Origin of the sequence: Pseudovibrio axinellae (assembly GCF_900110875.1) — a bacterium.
GTDB lineage: Bacteria > Pseudomonadota > Alphaproteobacteria > Rhizobiales > Stappiaceae > Pseudovibrio > Pseudovibrio axinellae.
In genome coordinates this window covers 215723-235745 of the sequence record NZ_FOFM01000004.1, presented here as the reverse complement: position 1 = coordinate 235745, position 20023 = coordinate 215723, and the positions used below count along the sequence as shown (strand labels likewise).

General features: G+C 51.0%; 16 protein-coding genes, 4 tRNA genes and 1 riboswitch. Of the genes, 13 read left to right on the top strand and 7 right to left on the bottom strand.

The window, feature by feature from the left end; genetic code table 11:
- Positions 1–31: 31 nt before the first annotated feature.
- A complete protein-coding gene (locus BMZ51_RS11475) occupies positions 32–433 on the bottom strand; it encodes a VOC family protein (RefSeq protein WP_068000948.1) in 402 nt (133 codons plus the stop codon).
- A 106-nt stretch (positions 434–539) separates the two neighbouring features.
- Complete coding sequence (locus BMZ51_RS11470; RefSeq protein ID WP_068000946.1) at positions 540–1313, bottom strand: DUF2793 domain-containing protein; 774 nt, start codon at positions 1311–1313, stop codon at positions 540–542.
- Positions 1314–1654: 341 nt separating this feature from the next.
- Between BMZ51_RS11470 and BMZ51_RS11465 the strand changes: the two genes are divergently transcribed.
- The 6 genes from BMZ51_RS11465 (at position 1655) to cbiB (ending at position 7207) form a co-directional block, all read left to right on the top strand.
- A tRNA-Cys gene (locus BMZ51_RS11465) sits at positions 1655–1728 on the top strand.
- Positions 1729–2061: 333 nt separating this feature from the next.
- Entirely contained in the window at positions 2062–2802 is a 741-nt protein-coding gene (locus BMZ51_RS11460) for a glutamine amidotransferase (protein WP_068000943.1), read from the top strand.
- Between the two features lie 198 nt (positions 2803–3000).
- Complete coding sequence (locus tag BMZ51_RS11455; protein ID WP_068000940.1) at positions 3001–3834, top strand: hypothetical protein; 834 nt, start codon at positions 3001–3003, stop codon at positions 3832–3834.
- A gap of 137 nt (positions 3835–3971) precedes the next feature.
- Positions 3972–5111: an alkane 1-monooxygenase gene (locus BMZ51_RS11450; RefSeq protein WP_068000935.1), complete on the top strand. Its 1140-nt coding sequence runs from the start codon at positions 3972–3974 to the stop codon at positions 5109–5111.
- Between the two features lie 112 nt (positions 5112–5223).
- On the top strand, positions 5224–6252 hold the full coding sequence (gene cobD / locus BMZ51_RS11445) for a threonine-phosphate decarboxylase CobD (protein ID WP_208979437.1): 1029 nt from the start codon (positions 5224–5226) through the stop codon (positions 6250–6252).
- A complete protein-coding gene (cbiB, locus tag BMZ51_RS11440; protein WP_068000931.1) occupies positions 6239–7207 on the top strand; it encodes an adenosylcobinamide-phosphate synthase CbiB in 969 nt (322 codons plus the stop codon). The genes cobD and cbiB overlap by 14 nt, the downstream gene beginning before the upstream one ends.
- On the opposite strand, the gene BMZ51_RS11435 is transcribed toward cbiB, so the two are convergent.
- The 5 genes from BMZ51_RS11435 to cobU are packed head-to-tail and all read right to left on the bottom strand — an operon-like array spanning position 7202 to position 14738.
- Positions 7202–8644: a cobyric acid synthase gene (locus tag BMZ51_RS11435; protein WP_068001190.1), complete on the bottom strand. Its 1443-nt coding sequence runs from the start codon at positions 8642–8644 to the stop codon at positions 7202–7204. The genes cbiB and BMZ51_RS11435 overlap by 6 nt on opposite strands.
- 41 nt (positions 8645–8685) lie before the next feature.
- On the bottom strand, positions 8686–9315 hold the full coding sequence (cobO, locus tag BMZ51_RS11430) for a cob(I)yrinic acid a,c-diamide adenosyltransferase (protein WP_082825538.1): 630 nt from the start codon (positions 9313–9315) through the stop codon (positions 8686–8688).
- Between the two features lies 1 nt (position 9316).
- Positions 9317–13072 (bottom strand): cobaltochelatase subunit CobN, encoded by a 3756-nt coding sequence (gene cobN, locus BMZ51_RS11425; protein ID WP_068000924.1) that lies wholly within the window; start codon positions 13070–13072, stop codon positions 9317–9319.
- A gap of 5 nt (positions 13073–13077) precedes the next feature.
- Positions 13078–14181: a cobalamin biosynthesis protein CobW gene (gene cobW, locus BMZ51_RS11420; RefSeq protein WP_068000920.1), complete on the bottom strand. Its 1104-nt coding sequence runs from the start codon at positions 14179–14181 to the stop codon at positions 13078–13080.
- Positions 14178–14738: a bifunctional adenosylcobinamide kinase/adenosylcobinamide-phosphate guanylyltransferase gene (cobU, locus tag BMZ51_RS11415; protein ID WP_068001187.1), complete on the bottom strand. Its 561-nt coding sequence runs from the start codon at positions 14736–14738 to the stop codon at positions 14178–14180. Before cobU ends, cobW begins: the two co-directional genes overlap by 4 nt.
- Positions 14739–14887: 149 nt before the next feature.
- Positions 14888–15083, bottom strand: a riboswitch (cobalamin riboswitch).
- Positions 15084–15341: 258 nt separating this feature from the next.
- On the opposite strand from cobU, the gene BMZ51_RS11410 reads away from it, so the two are divergent.
- The 7 genes from BMZ51_RS11410 (at position 15342) to cls (ending at position 19846) form a co-directional block, all read left to right on the top strand.
- A tRNA-Asn gene (locus BMZ51_RS11410) sits at positions 15342–15416 on the top strand.
- Between the two features lie 40 nt (positions 15417–15456).
- Positions 15457–15531, top strand: a tRNA-Asn gene (locus BMZ51_RS11405).
- A 35-nt stretch (positions 15532–15566) separates the two neighbouring features.
- Positions 15567–15641, top strand: a tRNA-Asn gene (locus tag BMZ51_RS11400).
- 110 nt (positions 15642–15751) lie between these two features.
- Entirely contained in the window at positions 15752–15895 is a 144-nt protein-coding gene (locus BMZ51_RS24090; protein WP_175485019.1) for a hypothetical protein, read from the top strand.
- A 453-nt stretch (positions 15896–16348) separates the two neighbouring features.
- Positions 16349–17038, top strand: a complete 690-nt coding sequence (locus BMZ51_RS11395; RefSeq protein ID WP_068000918.1) for a hypothetical protein — start codon at positions 16349–16351, stop codon at positions 17036–17038.
- Positions 17039–17283: 245 nt separating this feature from the next.
- Entirely contained in the window at positions 17284–18321 is a 1038-nt protein-coding gene (locus BMZ51_RS11390) for a cysteine synthase A (protein ID WP_068000915.1), read from the top strand.
- An 85-nt stretch (positions 18322–18406) separates the two neighbouring features.
- Complete coding sequence (gene cls / locus BMZ51_RS11385; protein ID WP_420848451.1) at positions 18407–19846, top strand: cardiolipin synthase; 1440 nt, start codon at positions 18407–18409, stop codon at positions 19844–19846.
- The last annotated feature ends 177 nt before the right edge of the window (positions 19847–20023 follow it).

Genomic DNA, 20023 nt, shown 5'->3' with positions numbered 1-20023 from the left:
CAGAGAATCGTTGTCAATCCATCAACTTTGTTTATCTATCGCTTGATCTTGCGACAAATTCGATTTTGATCCGGTCGGGATCTTCAAGAAACACAGCATAGTAATCTGTTCCGCCATTAGCAAAAGGGTAGCGATCCTCATAAAGTAGTGGGATATCCAACTCCAAGCAATGAGTCCGAATTCTATCTACCCGTGCTCGATCAACCACTGAAAATGCGAGGTGATTCAAACCAACACCACAGCGGTGATAAGGATGTATCGCGTACTTCTCTGCAACCTGCACAAATGTGAGGTAAGCCCCCTTACTGCTCTCAAAAGTAAAGCCATCACCCCACCGCCCACTTTCCTTATAGCCAGCAAGGGAAAACAGCGGTTTCCAAAACGCATGACTACGTTCAATATCAGAAACATAGATCTCAACGTGATGCAGCAATTCTCCCTCCCAAGCTATCCAGCTATCACATACCATTGATAACTGCCTGTACATCATCTGTTCAACATATTTTAGTATGCCTCGGTCATATTTCGAGAAATACAACTTATTCCTGCGGAATCACCGGCAAGAAATAATGTAAGGCAATGCGAACCTTGCCACCTACAAACGCCCCAGTGTCGCCATGCGCTGAAATCACAATCGGCGTATCTGCATAAAAGGCTTGCGGCCCGATCACGCCTGCATTGGTGGAGCCTTCTGCAATCCCAAGATACCCGCCGAATTTTTCAGCTTCCCCGGCAATGCCCACATGATATTGCCACACGCCGGTGACGTCCTCCACGGTGCGCGAAGAGACACAAAACACAAATGCCCGATCAGGAATCACAACCGTGCTGTTAACGCTGCTACCTGCAAGGCTCAGCTCTTCTTCAACGGTGACAAACTGGCTTTGTGCCCCGTGATCCGTTTCACTTAAAACGGTTCTTTCTTGCTGAATGGCAAGCCCGCCCGTGCCCGGATCTATGCCAAGCCCGGCCACAGCCGATAAGAGGCCCCATGCGCCATTAGAATGAACCTGCATCCCCCCGGCGCTTTCAACCCATGCACACCAGCCCGTGCCCGGCGCAATAAACCGCCATGCGCCTGTATCAAAAGCGGCAATCTGGTTTTCATAGCCAGCAAATGCGCCCGTTGCGCCCGCTGGTACAATATAGCGTGCGCCCTCAACCGGATCTGCAGGCGGCTCACCCACACTATTTGAAATCACTGAGAGTTGAACCAGTAAATCAATCAGCGCTAAGGCTTCGTTGTGTGTGACGTGCTTTTGCGATTGCGCAGCCGCGATCACCGGCAAGTTTAAATGTGCCGTGTTGCTCATATTACCGCTTTCTAGTTGTCGTCAAAAGAGAACACCCCCGGAACGCCCCGCCCAAAGGCTGCAGATATTTGGACACCTGAAGTTCATCGCGTTATGACGCTTCTCCATGAGGCACTTACGCGACTTCCCAGCCTATAGAAATACTATCATTTATCGCAGGGGTGGAGGATAAGTGGACTGCGAAATATTCACCCTCCTCAAATTGCGCCCCTGATACTTTGAGAACCCACATCTAGAGAGCGGTTTATAAACAGCTTTTGCCAAACACTTCTGAGAAAGTTGCATAACCGGCTTGACTATCAAGCTCAAATGTCAGAAAAGCCGTTCCACACCATACTGTTGGCCTCTTGGCGGAGTGGTGACGCAGCGGATTGCAAATCCGTGTACGCCGGTTCGATTCCGGCAGAGGCCTCCAACTTTCCCAAAATGTTTCATATTTCGTCAGCCGCGCGGGCATCATGTCAGTAGCGCAGCACAGCCGAACAATCTTTTTCCCCTTCTTGAATCTTAAGGCGATTAGTCAACATGCCTTGCACCTGCATGGTCGTACTGTGCATTACCGCGCTTTCCACTAACAGCATAGAACCTTTGCACCCCAAGCGCTAACAAAGCAGGCGACAACTCGCGCTCTAAAGGGGACCAGATGGCTCTCTCATTGACTCTTCCGATGAGCAAACCTGATAGCCCTTGAACCTAAAAGCATCCTGTGGTCCATTACGCTCAGCAAATCTGTTGGGATCGCGATAAAATGAAGCCGTTTCTGATATTGCAACTGCGCCCTGAAACCGATGCCTCTGATGGAGAATACCTCGCTATTCTAGCCAAATCCGGGCTGAAAGCGCACCAAACTCACCGCGTGCGGCTGGATCAACTTCAAAAACCTCCCCAAATCGACCTTGGTCAATATTCAGGTGTAATTTTAGGTGGAGGCCCAGGTTGCGTCAGTGATCCTCATGAAAAGAAGTCTCTAATCGACCAGCGCTGCGAATCTGCTGCTCTAGCTCTGATGCCAGACGTAGTCCGAACCGATTTTCCTCTGCTTGGGTGTTGCTACGGCATTGGCATTCTTGGTCATTTTCTTGGCGGGGAGGTCAGCAAAGCAAAGTATGGTGAAAAACCCGCCGCTGTGACTTGCACACTCACTCAGGAGGGGCGCTCCGACCCCCTTCTCTCAACCATGCCGACCTCTTTTAAGACCTACGTTTGCCATAAGGAAGCACTACAAGATTTACCACCTAATTGCATACATCTGGCAAGTTCCCCAGCATGCCCGTTCCAGATCATCCGTCATGGCAAAAACGTCTATGCAACGCAGTTCCATCCAGAGCTTGATAGCGCAGGCCTGGAAGTTCGCCTAAATGTGTACAAAGACCACAGCTACTTTAAACCCAGCGAAATCAAAGACCTCCTTGCCTCTGCACGCCGGGAGGATGTAACGGCCCCAGCGCACATGCTGCGCAATTTCGTCGTGCGGTATACACAACACTAATCTTTTGACTTTGCGGCCCCGCCACCATCAACGGCACCTTTCAGCTGGGCAATGCAACCATATAAGACTTGGCTTTTCAGGGACAACGAGGAGAAACTGTGCAGTAACATGGCTTCCACATGGCTCCTGCACGCTTTGATGATTACACTCAGCTGGCAAAACACCACAGCACCGCGGACAGTCTAGAGGCAGGTTTAAATGAGCGATACAATTGAGCCTCTAGAAAAACGCTCAGCCCCAACACGCCGAAAGAAAAAAAGGAGCAAAGCTGTCTTCCTATCAGAAAGTGATATGTGCACGCACTTTATCAGTAAGCTTCCTGAGGAATGGATCGCATACCCGGAGTGGGCCAACTGGGATATTCTGCTCGTTAGGAGCACAGATGGTTTTCAGGTCGGCATAGAAGCAAAGCTACGCCTAAACGCCAAAGTTATCTCTCAAGCAGCGGAATACGCATATCAAATTGATCAGCCAGGGCCGGATTGTAGAGCTGTCTTGATCCCTAAAGGCTCCAATTTAGACTTTCAACCTGTCTGCAATCTTCTTTCGCTTCAAATTATCGAGGTCGATAGCCCAGACTCAAAAAGTCAAAAAACATCAAGCTGGTACCGCCCTAAATTACCCAACGCCAATCGAGCCTCATCTGCCGGTAATTTCAAAGAGTTTTACCCGGTATCCCGACTAGAGCTTCCTGAGATAATTCCAATCGTAGAGGCAGGTAAACCAGCCCCAATAAAACTCACTCCATGGAAAATCAAAGCGATAAAGCTCGACATACTTCTAAAGAAGCACGGCATAGTCACACGTAGGCTCTTCAAAGCCTTGGGCCTTAGCCCAACTCTCTTTCTTTCTTCCGGCAAAAACTGGATGCAGCGCTGCACTAAGCGCGGAGAATGGGAACGCGGCCCTAACTTCCCGGATCTTCGCAACGGCTGCGTCGAAAACTACGAAGAGCTGGAAAAGCGCTATAAAGCCTGGTCACGTCATCTTCCACTGGAAGAGAACACCAACGCTGAGGGCACCAAAACATAAAACAACGAGACTTTCATATCACAGCAATATTCCAATGCACTATAAATGCCAGCAACCTCTCCGAAATAACACCATTTTAATTGCCCAGAATAACTGCTACATTACCTTAACGTAAACATTGTATCTGGGAGGGGACGATGGTTTTCAAAACACATGACAACACGGGAAAGTCAGAAGTATACCAAGATGCCAAACGCTATTACTGGCTCATTGCATATGCCAGTAGCAGTATCACCCTAGTTTCGATAGCATTATATGTATACACCTTGGCGTATGCCGTTCTGTTCATTCCAATCATTTACTTCTTTGTCGTCATCCCTGCTCTTGACGCACTCCTAGGTGAAGACCCCTATAACCCACCAGACGACGTCCTAGTACAAATGGCAGAGGACCCTTACTACAGCCGCCTGGTGCGATGGCTTATCCCTTATGCGTGGGTCATATTATTCACTTCTGTCTGGCTCATCGGCACTTATGAACTTCCACTTTGGCTGATCGTCGTGTTCGCATTTGGAAAGGGATTATTCGCTGGTGGCACCATCAATATGGCTCATGAGCTTGGTCATAAAACCAATAAGACAGACCAGTGGCTCGCCAAGCTGGCACTTGCAACGGTTGGGTATGGCCACTTTTGCATTGAACACAACCGCGGCCATCACATTCATGTGGCAACACCAGAAGATCCGGCAAGCTCTCGCATGGGAGAAAGCATCTATGCCTTTGCCCTGCGAGAAATCCCTGGCGCCTTCGCAAGAGGGTGGGAGAATGAAAAACAGCGCTTGCAGAAAAAAGGGCTCAGCACCTTCTCGCTGAAGAATGACATCCTTCAAGGATATGCTCTCACACTTATCGTCTTTTCCATCTGCACAGCAATATTTGGGTGGCAAGTACTTCTGTTCCTAGTCATACAAAGTGTCGTTGGCTGGTACGGCCTAACACAGGCAAACTATGTAGAACACTACGGTCTTTTGCGCCAAAAAAATGAGAATGGTAAATACGAACGCTGTCAGCCCCGCCATTCCTGGAACACCAACCATATATTCTCAAACCTGAGTACGTTTCATTTGCAGCGCCACTCCGATCATCACGCCAACCCGTTGCGCCCCTATCAGACCTTGAGAAACTTCTCAGACTTACCTCGCCTTCCAAGCGGATATCCTGGCTGTTTTGCTTTGGCCGCGATTCCATCTCTTTGGTTCAAAACGATGGACCCAAAGGTCATGGAATGGGCAGGAGGAGACATCAACAAGGTCAATCGAGGTTCGATGTCTTGCTAGCTCGCTCACTCAACCGTTTGCAACATCTGTTGAAACCCACTAATTGGCAGCACAATACATAGCAATCGCGATGCCACCCCGCTAAAACATAACCACTGTTTTGAGCGGGGTGATGCGTATGCAACATGGTGGAGATCTTTCAAAGGCAGCTGCCGAATTTGGCGGTTCCGAAAAAGATTGGTTGGACCTTTCTACTGGTATCAACCCTATCGCCTACCCTGCTTTAAATCACATAACATCACGCGGCCTCGCAGACTTGCCCAACGCAAGAGCGGAAGCAGCTCTGATCGCTTCAGCGCGCGCCGCTTACAGTGTCCCAATCGAGACTGGCCTGGCAGCAGCACCGGGCACACAGGCAATCATTACCGCATTGCCACAAATACTTTCTCCAAACTCCTCAATCGCCATCGTTAGTCCAACGTACTCATCCCATGAAGAGAGCTGGAAGACTGCAGGTGCAAAGACGCAGCTCATCGGGCGCGAAGATATTCACCACACCGATACAGACCACCTATTACTGGTGAACCCAAACAATCCAGACGGACACATATTTTCCAAACAAGAATTGCTGGAGATTGCAGCATCAAAGCAGAAAAATGGCGGCTTTCTTATTGTAGATGAGGCCTTCATGGATCTGTATCCCGAGGCTTCGATCATTCCTGAACTCGGTAGCCTCCCAATTTTAGTTCTGCGCAGTTTTGGCAAGTTCTTTGGTCTTGCGGGGCTGCGTCTTGGTGCGTTGGTCGGGCCGCAACGCATCACCAAAAAACTACAGAAGCAACTTGGCAGCTGGGCCATTTCTGGTCCTGCTCTGGATGTCGGCCACGCCGCATTTTCTGACATAACTTGGCAAGCCGAGATGCGTACCCTCCTGAAAATCGAAACAGATCTTTTCAGGCAAGTGCTTTTCGAACATCAAGTCTCCATAGTAGGGCAAACCGACCTTTACACCTTAATCGAGTACCCTTTAGCGCATCAACTGCATGAAGCGCTTGCACGAAAGCAGGTCTGGACCCGTGTATTTAATTATAACAAAAACTGGATGCGTTTAGGGCTGCCCGTGGGCGCAGAAAATCGCCTTAGATTTGCCAATGCACTAAAAACCTCTTTGAATATGCTCGAAAATCATGCTCGTCTTTGAAAATACGCTTTGGATCGTCGTACTCGCGGTCCTACTCGATGCCGTAATTGGCGATCCTGACTGGCTTTGGTCGAAATTGCCACATCCTGTTACGCTGATTGGAAAGGCGATCTCATGTATGGACAATGCCTTTAACAAGGCAGCCTATTCACGCAGAGTGCGCAAAATTAACGGTGTTCTCACTCTTGTTTTATTAGTAGGCACAGCCGCACTTTCAGGCGCCATACTTCAGTTATTGCTAGAATATGTCCCTTTGGGAGAACTCCTAATCGCTCTCATTGGCATGGTTTTGATTGCGCAAAAAAGCCTTTACCAACATGTAGCTAGAGTAAGGGATGCGCTTAAAAATTCAGGCCTACAGGAAGCGCGCAGACAGGTTTCAATGATTGTGGGACGCAATCCTGAGTACTTGGATGAAGCAGGCGTCAGTCGCGCAGCTATAGAGTCATGCTCCGAAAATTTCTCCGACGGTGTTGTTGCTCCAATCTTCTGGTTCGCTGCGCTTGGGCTACCTGGTTTGTTTATTTACAAAGCGGTCAATACAGCTGACAGCATGATCGGGCACAAAAACGCAACCTATGAAGACTTTGGCTGGGCCTCAGCGCGGTTTGACGACCTTATCAACCTCCCTGCCTCCCGTCTGTCAGGCCTCCTTATTGTCTTGGCTGCATACATATCTCGTTGCTCCTACAAAGCTGCATTGGCCACTATCCATAAAGAAGCCCACACCCACCGATCCCCAAACGCCGGCTGGCCAGAAGCTGCTATGGCAGGCGCATTGGGAATAGCTTTGGCCGGGCCGCGTCAATATGATGGATATCGCGTTGAAGACCCCTTCATGAACGCGACGGGCCGCGAAACCGCGAATGCAGATGATATTGATTCTGCACTAAAATTGATGGCTATTTCATGCGTGGTATTGGCTGTATTTCTCACAGCAGCAGCGCTTTTATAAAACTCTTGATCTTGCAATATCCAGAAGCTCATCAAGGTTAAGGTGGTCTTCAAGGTGTTCTGCCAATGCATCCAACGCCTGCTCCACACGATGCTCGTAGCCCAACTGTGATGCTGCGCCAAACCCATTCAAGAAAGCGGTACGGAACGTATCTGAACCAAATATTCCGTGCAGATAGCAACCAGCAATCAAACCGTCTTGTGAGATCGCGCCATCGACATGCTCACCCAAGTCAACAAAGGGCCGAGCACAATCTGCGCCGCTTGTCTGTCCAACATGTATTTCATAGCCCGAAACACGCTGCCCGCTTGGGATATGAACGCCGCTCTTTTGGGTCGTTTCTTTTTGCGCTGTCAGGATGGTGTGCACATCCAGCAAGCCCAGACCTTCCACGGTTGCAACATCGCCCTCAACCCCATCCGGGTCAGAGATTGTCTTGCCAAGCATTTGATAACCACCACAGATTCCAAGAACCTGCCCGCCGCGGCGCACGTGTCCATAAAGATCAATATCCCAGCCCTGCGCCCGCAAAAACGCAAGGTCTCCAACAGTAGATTTGGTGCCTGGCAGCAAAACCACATCCGCATCAGCTGGTAAAACTTCTCCTGGAAGAATGAACTCCAAGGAGACATCCTCCTCCATTCGAAGCGGATCCAAATCGTCAAAGTTTGCGATACGGCTGATCACTGGAACAGCAACCTTGAGCTTGCCGCGGTCAGCGTTCATAGAAAGATCCAGCGCGTCTTCTGCTGGCAGGTCCATAATTTGGGCAAACCATGGGACTACGCCGTTGCAATTCCAGCCGGTTTTCTCTTCAATGGCTGTAACACCGGATTCAAAGAGTGAGGGGTCTCCTCTGAATTTATTGATCAAAAAAGCCTTGATCCGTGCAACTTCTGCAGCTTCAAGGACCGCATGGGTGCCCACCAGCGATGCGATCACACCGCCGCGATCGATATCCCCGCACAGCACCACAGGAATGTCAGCCGCCTCGGCAAACCCCATATTGGCGATATCACCGGCACGTAAGTTGATCTCAGCTGGAGACCCAGCCCCTTCCACCAGAACCAGATCCGCTTTGCGTTCGACCTCAGAAAAGCTCTGCATAACATACTGAAGAAGCCTGCTCTTTTGCTTTCCAAACTCAGCACCGCGCACGCTACCAAATCGCTTACCCTGCACGATAATTTGTGAACCACTGTCGCTTTCCGGCTTCAGCAGAACGGGGTTCATATGCACGCTTGTCGGAACTTTCGCGCCCCAGGCCTGCAAGGCCTGTGCCCGGCCTATTTCCCCTCCATCAGCAGTGACCGCAGCGTTGTTGGACATATTTTGCGGCTTAAAAGGCTGAACTGAGAGCCCTTGGCGTGTAAAAGCGCGCGCAAGCCCGGCGACAAGTACGCTCTTACCAACATTAGAACCGGTGCCCTGGATCATCAGCGCCGGTCTGCGTTTTTGCAAAGCAGGGTCAGTCACAATTAAAACTCAACGCCCTTTTGCGGTTTAACGCCTGAGCGGAACGGGTGCTTGATCTGCCCCATCTCGGTCACCAGATCAGCGATTTCAATCAGCTCTTCCTTTGCATTGCGACCTGTAATAACCACATGAACATCATCAGGTTTTTCATCTCGCAAGTATGCAACTACCTCATCGAGAGGGATGTAATCATAGCGCAATACAATGTTCAGCTCATCAAGCAGAACCATCTTATAATCACGAGAACTGATAAGCTCTTTAGCAGCATCCCAAGCAGCGCGCGCAGCAGCAATGTCACGCTGGCGATCCTGCGTTTCCCACGTAAAGCCTTCGCCCATACGTTTAACGGTGACAAGGTCAGAGAACCGGTCAAGCGCCATGCGCTCTCCTGTTTCCAGTCGCCCTTTTACAAACTGAACAACAGCAACCTTGTGACCATGACCCAAACTGCGGAAAATCATACCAAATCCGGCTGTAGATTTTCCCTTGCCTTTGCCGGTGTGTACGATGAGCAAGCCCTTTTCGACCGTTTTGGTCGCCATGATCTTGTCCCGCGCAGCTTTCTTCTTACGCATCTTTTCGGCATGGCGTGCATCAAGATCCGCGTCGCTCATTTCACTCTTGGTTACCATATTATTCCCCTCCATCCATGAGCGCGTGACGCAGCTCTAACAAATCATCAAAGGCACTATTGCGCCGTGGTACCCACATATCTCTTTGAATTACTTCTAAGAACCGTTCAGTCATTTCCAAAAGCGCAGCGGAGTTCTTGTCCGCGATAAACTCTCGCACCTCATCATCATAAAGATATGCATCATAAAGCTGATCAAAATGATGGTTCGATACCGCATTGGTCGTTGCGCTAAATGCGAACAAATAATCGAGCGTTGCTGCCATTTCAAAGGCACCTTTGTACCCGTGCCGCATAACACCGGCAATCCATTTGGGGTTCGCAGCCCGGCCTCTAACAACGCGGCCAATTTCCTCTGAAAGCATCCGGATCACTGGTCGTTCAGGACGCGAGTGATCGTTATGATAGATATGAGGAGCGCTCTCTTTTAAAGTTTCAACAGTGGCAGCCAGACCGCCTTCAAACTGATAATAGTCATCAGAATCAAGGAGATCATGTTCCCTGTTATCCTGATTATGAACCACAGCATCAGTATGAAGAAGACGGGTCTTCAAATCATCCTTGGCCAGATCTCCGTCCTGAGATCGACCGTAAGCATAGCCACCCCACTCCAGAAAACTCTCCGCAAAATCAGAGCGCTTATCCCATAGTTTCTCATCGATCATTGCCTGAAGGCCAGCCCCGTAAGCACCTGGCTTACTTCCGAAAATTCGCGATGAGGCGCGTTTGTGCGCCTGACCTTCTTCAACACCTTTGGCGAGCAGACTTGCAAACTCCGCTTTAAACCGCGCTGCAAGCGGGTTGGCGTCTTCAGGCTCATCAAGCTCTGCAATTGCTGCAACTGCTGCGTCGAACAAATGTATGAGCTGTGGGAATGCATCGCGAAAAAAGCCGGAAATTCTTAAGGTTACATCAACCCGAGGCCGTTGGAGCTCTGCAAGTGGGACCACTTTAAAACCTGTGACACGGCCAGAAGCCTCTTCCCAAACAGGACGTGCGCCAATAAGGGCGAGCGCTTGGGCGATATCATCCCCGCCGGTGCGCATATTTGCGGTTCCCCAGCAACTCATAGCGATGCTTTGCAGCCACTCGCCATGATCCTGAAAATGTCTCATAATCAGCGCACTAGCGCTCTTTTCACCCAACTTCCAAGCCACTTTGGTTGGAACGGCGCGAACGTCAATGGAGTAGAAGTTACGACCAGTTGGCAACACATCCGGGCGTCCGCGAGACGGTGCACCAGATGGCCCGGGGGGCACAAACTGTCCAGCAAGGGAGGATAACACCCCTTCAACCTCAGCAGTACCAGAGGCATCAACCGCAGGTGCAATGTCTTGCTCAAGCGCTTCCAAAACTGCATAAGTCGCTGTAAATCCAGCAGGAACTTGCATTTCACCAGAAACGAAGGCAAGTGCCAGCGCTTCAAGACGCTCCACCGTGTCACCACAGCTACGCCAGGGCGCTTGGACCAGACCATCCAAAAGCATAGAGCGTTCACCAGTCCAAGGTTGCTCAAAAGCACAATCGAGCGGGTCAAAACCAACCAAATTCAAATCCTCAGAAATCGTTCGTAACAAGCTGATTTCATGAGGCTTTTCTCCGCGTGGAACACGCAGCAAGGCCACCAGAAGTTCACTGCGCTGCCCCGCTGTGGGCGACAGCCCCAAAATGTGCAACCCATCGCGGATTTGAAGCTCTTTCAGATCACATAAATAGGCATCCAGCCGCGCCAGTCGGGTATCCTCATCCATGTCGGAAGTCAGGCCGATATCCTTGTCCATACCTTCGCGCGCAGCAACGCCAAGTATCTCTTTTCCAAGCGCTTTCAGTCGGCGATGGTCCACACCGGCAGCGATGTAATACTCATCCAGCAACGCTTCCAGCTCCAAAGCGGAACCGTGGCTTTCAGCCCGGGCTAAGGGAGGGGTAAGATGATCAATAATGACCGAGGATAACCGTCGTTTGGCTTGAGAGCCTTCGCCCGGGTCATTAACGATGAAAGGATAGATATTTGGCAGTGGCCCAATCACCGCCTCAGGGTAACAAGCCTCTGACAAAGCTAGGGCTTTTCCAGGAAGCCATTCCAGGTTTCCATGCTTGCCAAGGTGAATAAGTGCATCTGCATCATAGCTGTCGCGCAGCCACATATACCAAGCCAGGTAATGATGCGGAGGAACAAGCGCAGGATCGTGATAAGTCTCTTTTGGATCAATGTTGTAGCCACGTGCAGGCTGAATACCAACAGTCACATTTCCATAGGTCTTCAAAGCCAGCTGAAAGCACCCGTCAGCAATATGTGGATCAGCCTCCGGCTCGCCCCAACGCTCTATAACACCCTGTTGAACCGCTAAAGGTAGCTTTGAAAACAGATACTTATACCGGCTAACAGGTAGTTCCTCGCCGCCTTTGCGTGGTTTTGTGGCGTCCAACGCGTTTGTCGGGCCTGAAAGCAGGTCATCTATGAGAGCTTGCGAACTTTGCGGTGCACCGGCATCAACCTCATAACCTGCTGATTTCATTTCAGAAAGTAAGAGAGTACAGGAGGCTGGCGTGTCCAGCCCCACACCGTTTGCGATGCGCCCGTCCTTGTTGGGATAGTTTGCGAGGATAACGCCCACTTTGCGTTGGTTTGCGTTTTTTCGTCTCAGCAGCGCCCAATTGGCCGCCAGCTCCGCAACAAACCGAACCCGGTCCGGTTTTGGAACAAACCGAACAAGTGGACATTGTGTTTTAGGGTCCTGCCCGCCTTCTTCCTTAAAGGAGATCGCGCGCGTCAAAAGCCGGCCGTCAATTTCAGGAAGAACCACGTGCATCGCAAGGTCGCGGGGAGACAAACCCTGATCACTATCGCTCCAGCCCTCTTCAGAGGACGAGGACAGTACAATCTGCAGAACACATGCACCGTTCTTATCAAGCACCGTTCCCGAATGGACCGAGCCAGCATTGGACAAGGCAAACGCTGTGGCATTCAAAACAATGTCGGGCGGGCATTGGTCAAATACGTTGGAAACTACGGCTGCACATTCTGCTTGTTTCAGGCTGGCAACATAAATAACAAGCGGATTTATCCCCTGCGCCTCAAGCTCATGGCATAATGCTTGAACAGGTTCAATCGCGCCGCTCTGGTACAAAGCGCGGTAAAAAACAATGGCGGCAACCGGTCGGTTTGGATCACTCCAGCTTGCACGAACATCATCAAGAGACGGAAGCGTATGCCCCTGTAAAACCAACCCTGCCCGCGGCAATGGCGTCGGCTCGGCAGGAGCTTCAACCGGCAGGCCCGTAATGTGCGCAGCATACAGCAAAGCGCTGGACAGGTTTTCAGCACCGCCCTCAATCAGGTACCGCCATAACAGGTGTGCAACCGGCAAAGGCACAGTGGAACGCGCAGCCAGTTCCTCATCCCACTTGTCATCACCGGGCAACAAAACCAGCTTAACGCCATCAGCGCGAGCGATAGCCTCTAGTCTTTCAACCCCGTAGCGCCAGTATTCAACGCCGCCCAGCAGCCGAACAACCACCAGCTTCGAAGCTTGAATTGTCTGCTCAGCATAAAGGTCGACCGAATACGGATGCGATAAGGCAAGAAAACTAGCAAGGCGAAGAGAATAGCCATCATGTTGAGCATGGGCAGAAGCAAGCCCAGCCAACTCTGTGTCAGCAGCGCTCAAAAACACCACATCAGCAGGCGTCTGGCCCAGATCGACGGCCTCTTCCCCTTCATCCAATCGGCGCGATTGTCCGACAAGTAAATGCATGGAATTTACACCGTTTCCACTTCGCCAAGCGCAGACTGTGCTGCCTGCTTATCCAGCCCGGCAAGGCCGATCACAACAAGTTTGGAATGGCTTTCACTGCCCATAGCAAACCACGCTTCAACGCGCGGACCAGCAGCTTGCACAAGAACCGGTGCGGCTTTTCCCTCCACAACAACACTGCCTTTGATCCGCAACACACCAGAAATTTTCATTGCAGCTTCCACTTGCGCTTTTACCTCTTCAAGCGAAGCAAAGCACCGTGTCGGCAAAATGAAGCTTTCAAAGTCATCATGCGAATGATCGTGATGATGGTGGTGATCATGGTCGTGGTCGTGGTCGTGGTCGTGGTCGTGAGCATGCTGCGCTTCATGGTGGGAAAGACGCAAGTCCATGTCATCTTCTGCACCAGCATCGCGGCCCAGCAAAACATCAAGAGCCAGCTCACCGTGCGAGGCAACAACAATCTCAACACCATCGCGCAAGCGACCCTTGATTGTTTTCTTCACGGCAGCCAGTTCAGCCTCATCCAGCAAGTCAGCTTTGGAAAGCACAACCAGATCGGCACATGTCAGCTGATCGGCAAACAGCTCCTCTACCGGGCTCTCATGGTCCAGCGCTTCATCCGCCGCCCGCTGTGCAGCCACAGCCTCTTCATCTGAAGCCACCTTTCCTGCGGCCACAGCAGGCGCATCCACCACGGTTACCACGCTATCAACGGTGACGCGTGGCTTAACAGAAGGCCAGTTGAATGCACGGACCAAAGGCTGCGGCAACGCAAGGCCGGAAGTCTCAATAACAATGGCATCCGGGGCCGGATCACGCTCCAGCAGCATTTCCATTGTCGGCAAGAAATCATCCGCCACGGTGCAGCAAATACACCCGTTCGCCAGCTCAACCACTTCATCAGCTGAACAGTCCGGGTCAGCACAGCCATTTACCAAAGACCCGTCAAAGCCCATTTCACCAAATTCATTCACAATCAACGCAATGCGCTTGTCCTTTGCTTTCATCAGCAAGTTACGCACGAGGGTTGTTTTTCCAGCGCCCAGGAAACCCGTGATAATCACAGCAGGGATTTTTTTTGGGGCAGCAGAGAAAGAAATAGTCATAGATAAATCTCCGGATGAACGGCAGGCTTCAGCTGCAAAGGCTGACCAGCAGCTACAAACATAACAAAATGACAAAGCTCGCCAATGCGCTGATTAAGGCGTCCAGCTTCATCTCTAAAGGCGCGGGCCATAGCATTATCAGGCACAATGCCCATGCCCACCTCATTGCCAACAAACACCACGGGGCACCGAAGCTGCGCCAGAACCAGCTGAAGCTTCTCAAGCTCGCGCGTCCAGTCTCGTTCTGCATGCATAAGGTTTGAAAGCCAAAGCGTCAGGCAATCGACCAGGATGGCGCGCTCCGCACCAGCGCACCGCTCCAGCGCGCTGACGAGTTCCAAGGGCTCTTCGATTGTATCCCAGTCGCTTCCACGCTGTGTCTGGTGAAGCGTGATACGCTCTTCCATCTCCAGATCAAAGGCCTGGCCAGTGGCGATATAAGTCGCACGTCGTCCGCTACGCAAGACAAGCTTTTCCGCATATGCGCTTTTCCCGGAACGCGCTCCGCCCGTCACAAGACAATGGCGTGTGCATAGGTCCTTGGAATGTTCAGCCATCATTTTGAGCTGACCAGCACGCAAGCAGAAGCCGAAACTTCAGGAAGGTTATAGCGAAGGACATCCGCTGTCTCACCGTGAGACAGGGGTATATGTGTCATGAGCACCTCTCGCCGTCCACCCGACAGCCGTTCTATGTCAAATCATATCTCCAGCCGGTCTCCTGGCTTGCAGCTCAACCGACTATAGCCCCTTCCCAGCCTGGAAAGGCCAGTGGGATTATCGCTATAGTCTCGCCACACACAGTTGCGGGGGCAGCTGCGGCTTATTTCCGTATAATACGGAACCGCATTCCCGTTTCATCCTTTCAGCGATGCCGAGGCAAACGATGAAAAGATACTGGAGTTCTGGCGCTAAGTGTTGGTCCCAATCCGCTCCCCTGTCAATTGCATTTGTTAGAATTCCAACACCAGCAGACATTCCAACCCTTAAAATCACCGGTTTTCCGAGATTTCTGGCTAACCCCCTTGGAAATCTCAATAAAAGAAATGAGAAACTGTCCACAAATCGAAAAATTAGCAAAAAACGACTTGGCAAACACACCATGCCTCTGTAAAAGCCTCCTCACGCAAACGGCGAGGCAAACTCGCAAGGGTGTTATGATCCCCGGTAGCTCAGTGGTAGAGCAAGCGGCTGTTAACCGCTTGGTCGCTGGTTCGAATCCGGCCCGGGGAGCCATCCTTTTTCGTTTGCAGCCATAACGGCAAGATCATCGTGATCCCCGGTAGCTCAGTGGTAGAGCAAGCGGCTGTTAACCGCTTGGTCGCTGGTTCGAATCCGGCCCGGGGAGCCACTTCTTTGATTGCAGCCAATGGCAAAATACCGTGATCCCCGGTAGCTCAGTGGTAGAGCAAGCGGCTGTTAACCGCTTGGTCGCTGGTTCGAATCCGGCCCGGGGAGCCACTTCTTTCTAAATTCCCCAAATTTAAAACCCTTTATATAACGACACGCTTCACAATATGTGCGTGTATGCGTCTATCCATAAAATAACAAAAAATAATGGGTAGAAAACCATGTTTACACGAAGCGAACAAGCAGCACTTGCAAGCGCTGGTGGCCGTCGCAAGGGCGCTCATCTGGGCAGAACCCTCTTTCGCACAAAAACCGAGGCGCTGCGCTTTGCGGCAAAACTGACCCTCCTTCTCAGTATGGTCTGACGATAACACCCCTCATTTTTAGTAGGCACCCAACCCCAGGTGAATTGTGGAGACTGTCGCTCGCTGCGACACAAGCCCCCTACCACTCCTAAACCCTCAGCTTCTCGACAAAAAAGCACCATTACCTCAAAAACTTAAGATCTCCATCAGAAATAATCGGCAATTTTGTGATAGTTAAAAAAATAGATAACGCGGCATATTTCCATGAAATACATATAGTAAATCAATACATTGAAAATTTTACATAATAACAACCAAATAGGATGAAAGTATAAATACGAGCAACATAATTTATATACAATTATTATGCCATAGATACCCTGAGTAAATACATATACCTATAAAAGATGTAGTGCATATCACCATAGTCGTTACTAGAGGATGACTAAGGAGTTGCACGCAATAAGGCGCCCCTTCTGGGAAAGTTGCTGCGTGAAAGTCAGGGAGCCATTTATGAGTGTTCATTTATCACCCTATAACCTTTTAGGGACCTTCAAGCTTACCCCTGCAAAGCTTGGGTTACTTGCCGCCTTGACTGTACTGCCGCTCGCTATGGCAACGCCCTCCCTTGCAGAAACACCGCCAGCAACGAGCGCGCCCGAAACTCCGGGGCCGCGGTTGATAGATAAGTCAAGCAGCGGCAGCACCTACGCCATGCCAGAGGACTATCTGGCCGTTACGCTGGTTCCTCCCTCAAACACCCCCTATGCCGACCCGCTCAAGAGCGACCTGTCCATCTGGGTTGGTGAAGTAGAGATTCAGGGACGCAAAACCCTTTGGGTCGAGCTGATCGATTCATATGGGGAGGTCATTTACAATTCCGAGGTCCAACCAAACGAAACCCACCTTTTGCCAGACGGCAGAGCGATCGCAGTGACGCTCATGCAGCCTGAATCTCATCGCGAAGCTTTGCAAAGGGCAGATCTTCCTAAAGATCAGGCCCGCGTGCCAACCGATGAGCGCTTTGTGGTAACGCAAAAAACAGCTTTCTCAGCATCCATGGACACACAGGTAAAACTGCTCGAAGTGCAGCCGGTTCAAAAGGAAGTCCATAACTCCTTCATGTTCCGCGCAGGTGACAACGGCGAAATCCTGTGGAAGGCGACCAAAGACGCCATCACATGGCTGGAAAGCAAATCCTGAACACAGAGCGCCACGCGCAAATCAATGCTCTCTCATTTCGCATTTAACGCACTCATTCGACATCAGAGCACCAGCTGAGCAATTTCGTTCATATCTTCGATCCTGCTTGGAACAATATCCTAGTCTGACGCACCCTTTGGCAGGCCATTTCTTGTTCTTAACCACCCGGCACAGTAGCGTGGTTCTAAAAGGGATCACACCCGTATTTTAATAGTCATGGTCACACGAATTATTTGAGAGAACTTATGGACACGTGCGCCTCTACCATCGAAGCCATCGGCAACACCCCCCTTATCCGCCTGAAGGGCCCTTCAGAAAGAACCGGCTGTGAAATCCTCGGGAAAGCTGAGTTCATGAACCCTGGTCAATCCGTCAAAGACCGCGCAGCTTTGTTCATTATCCGTGATGCTGTCAAACGCGGCACGTTGAAACCGGGCGGCATTATTGTAGAGGGCACCGCTGGCAACACCGGCATCGGGCTGGCACTTGTCGGCAACGCTCTGGGCTACCGCTCTGTAATTGTCATTCCTGAAACCCAGTCCCAGGAAAAGAAAGACATGTTGCGTATTGCAGGCGCTGAGCTGGTCGAAGTTCCCGCAGTACCCTACAAAAACCCGAACAACTACATCAAAGTCTCCCAGCGTATCGCGCAGGAACTCAACGCCTCGCACCCGCAAGGTGCAATCTGGGCCAACCAGTTTGATAATGTTGCAAACCGTCGGGGCCACCAAGAAACCACAGCACAGGAAATCTGGCAGCAAACTGATGGCAAAGTTGATGCTTTCATCTGTGCAGTTGGCACCGGCGGCACCCTTGCAGGCACAGGCATGGGGCTGAAAGAAAAGAACCCGAACATTAAAATCGGTCTTGCTGACCCACACGGAGCAGCGCTTTACAACTACTATGCCAATGGCGAATTAAAATCAGAAGGCTCATCAATCACTGAGGGCATCGGTCAGGGTCGCATCACCGCGAATCTAGAAGACGCCCCGATCGACTTCCCCTATCGCATTTCTGATGAGGAAGGCCTGCTGATCAACTTTGAGCTTTTGGAACATGAAGGCCTTTGCCTTGGTGGATCATCAGGAATCAATGTGGCAGGTGCAATGCGCCTTGCTAAGGACCTTGGCCCCGGCCACACCATCGTGACCATACTGTGCGATTACGGCACACGCTATCAAGCGAAAATGTTCAACCCTGACTTCCTGAGAGAAAAAGGCCTGCCGGTTCCGCAATGGATGGAACGCAAGTCCAACATCTCCATTCCATTTGAAGCAGCCTGATAATTCATAAGGCCCAAAAATCTGTCGTAAGAGGTTTTGACCAAAGCTCTTACGACAGTTATAAGTGAGCGCTCGCATCACAGGAGTGGAACGCTTGGAATCTTCAATTAACCTACTCCACTTATTCGCCATTTCCAGTATCTTTTTCTATGCACTGGCTGTAATTTGCGCCATTCGCGAGATCATGTACTCGCGCACCTCGCAAGGCAGCATTGCCTGGCTGCTATCCCTGTTTTTTCTGCCTATGCCAACGGTCTTCCTCTATTTCATTTTTGCCTGGAAGCGACTTGATGACTATATTGAGGTGCGTGATGACATCTCACAGATCGAAACAGATGTCTTAAACCTTCATACGCCCTATGTAGATGGCACTGCCAGCAGCAGGTGGCCGGTACACACCCGCATTGCCTCCATTCCCTTCCTGCAACACAACCAGTGCCGCTTGCTCATCGACGGGCCAGCCATGTTTACCTCGATCATTGAGGGCATTCGCACTGCCGAAAAACATATTCTGGTGCAGTTCTTCATTATCCGCGAAGACAGCATAGGACTGGAACTTGCCGATGTGCTAATCGAGCGCGCCAAGGCAGGCTTGCACGTTTGCCTTCTTTACGATGACATCGGCTCGCGCGCGCTCTCCACCCAGTACCTAAGCCGCCTGGAAGAGGCAGGAGTAAACGTTAGTGGCTTCAATAAGCGCCACCGCCTCATGCGCATACTCGGGCCAATGCGCCTAAACTACCGCAATCATCGCAAAGTGGTCGTAACAGACAGCAAGCATTGCTGGATTGGCGGACACAACATTGGCGAAGAGTACCTTGGCCTCTCCAAAGAGTTTGGCCATTGGCGCGACACTCATGTGAAAGTCTCCGGTGCTGCAGCTTTGGCAGCCACGCTTTCATTCAGCGAAGACTGGCAGTTTGCAACCGGAAATACATTGCAGTTAGAGCTTCCCGCAAGCTTTCCTAAAGCGGGCGGCGAAAACGTGATGGTCATGCCCACAGGCCCTGCCGACGTTCAGGAGGACTGCGCCATCAGCTTTGTGGAAAGCATCTCCCGGGCCAAGGAGCGCCTTTGGATCGTTAGCCCCTACTTTGTCCCCGGCATTGAGGTGCTCACCGCATTATATGCAGCTGCACTACGCGGCGTTGATGTGCGTATCCTGCTTCCCGAAAAAGCAGATCACTGGCTGGTGTGGCTTGCAAGCTATGCACATGCAGATAATCTGGCCAGCCATGGCATCAAAGTGTACCGCTATCTGGAAGGTTTCTTGCACGAGAAAGTGATTCTCGTCGACAGCGCACTGGCCGGTGTTGGCACCGTGAACTTTGATAATCGCTCCTTCAACATCAACTTTGAGATCACGCTCTGGTTCACAGGCAAAAACATGGTGCAACAAACCGAAAAAATGCTACTGCGTGATTTTGAAGGCGCCCGCCGTACAGATCGCGCAGAACTCAACAACCGCCGCTATGCCTTCCGTGTTCTGGCACAAGCAGCACGTCTTTTCTCCCCAGTGCTTTAACGCAGGCTAGTCCACTTCAGTAGACTTGCAAAAATCCAACAAAATTGTTTAGGTCTGAACTGAAAAGAATAACACTGGAGGCTTCCTGTATGTTTTTCATGCCTGAATTAAGTGTGCTGGCTGGTTTCACGCTCGCCTCCTTCATCTTGTCCCTGACACCTGGCCCTGACATGACCT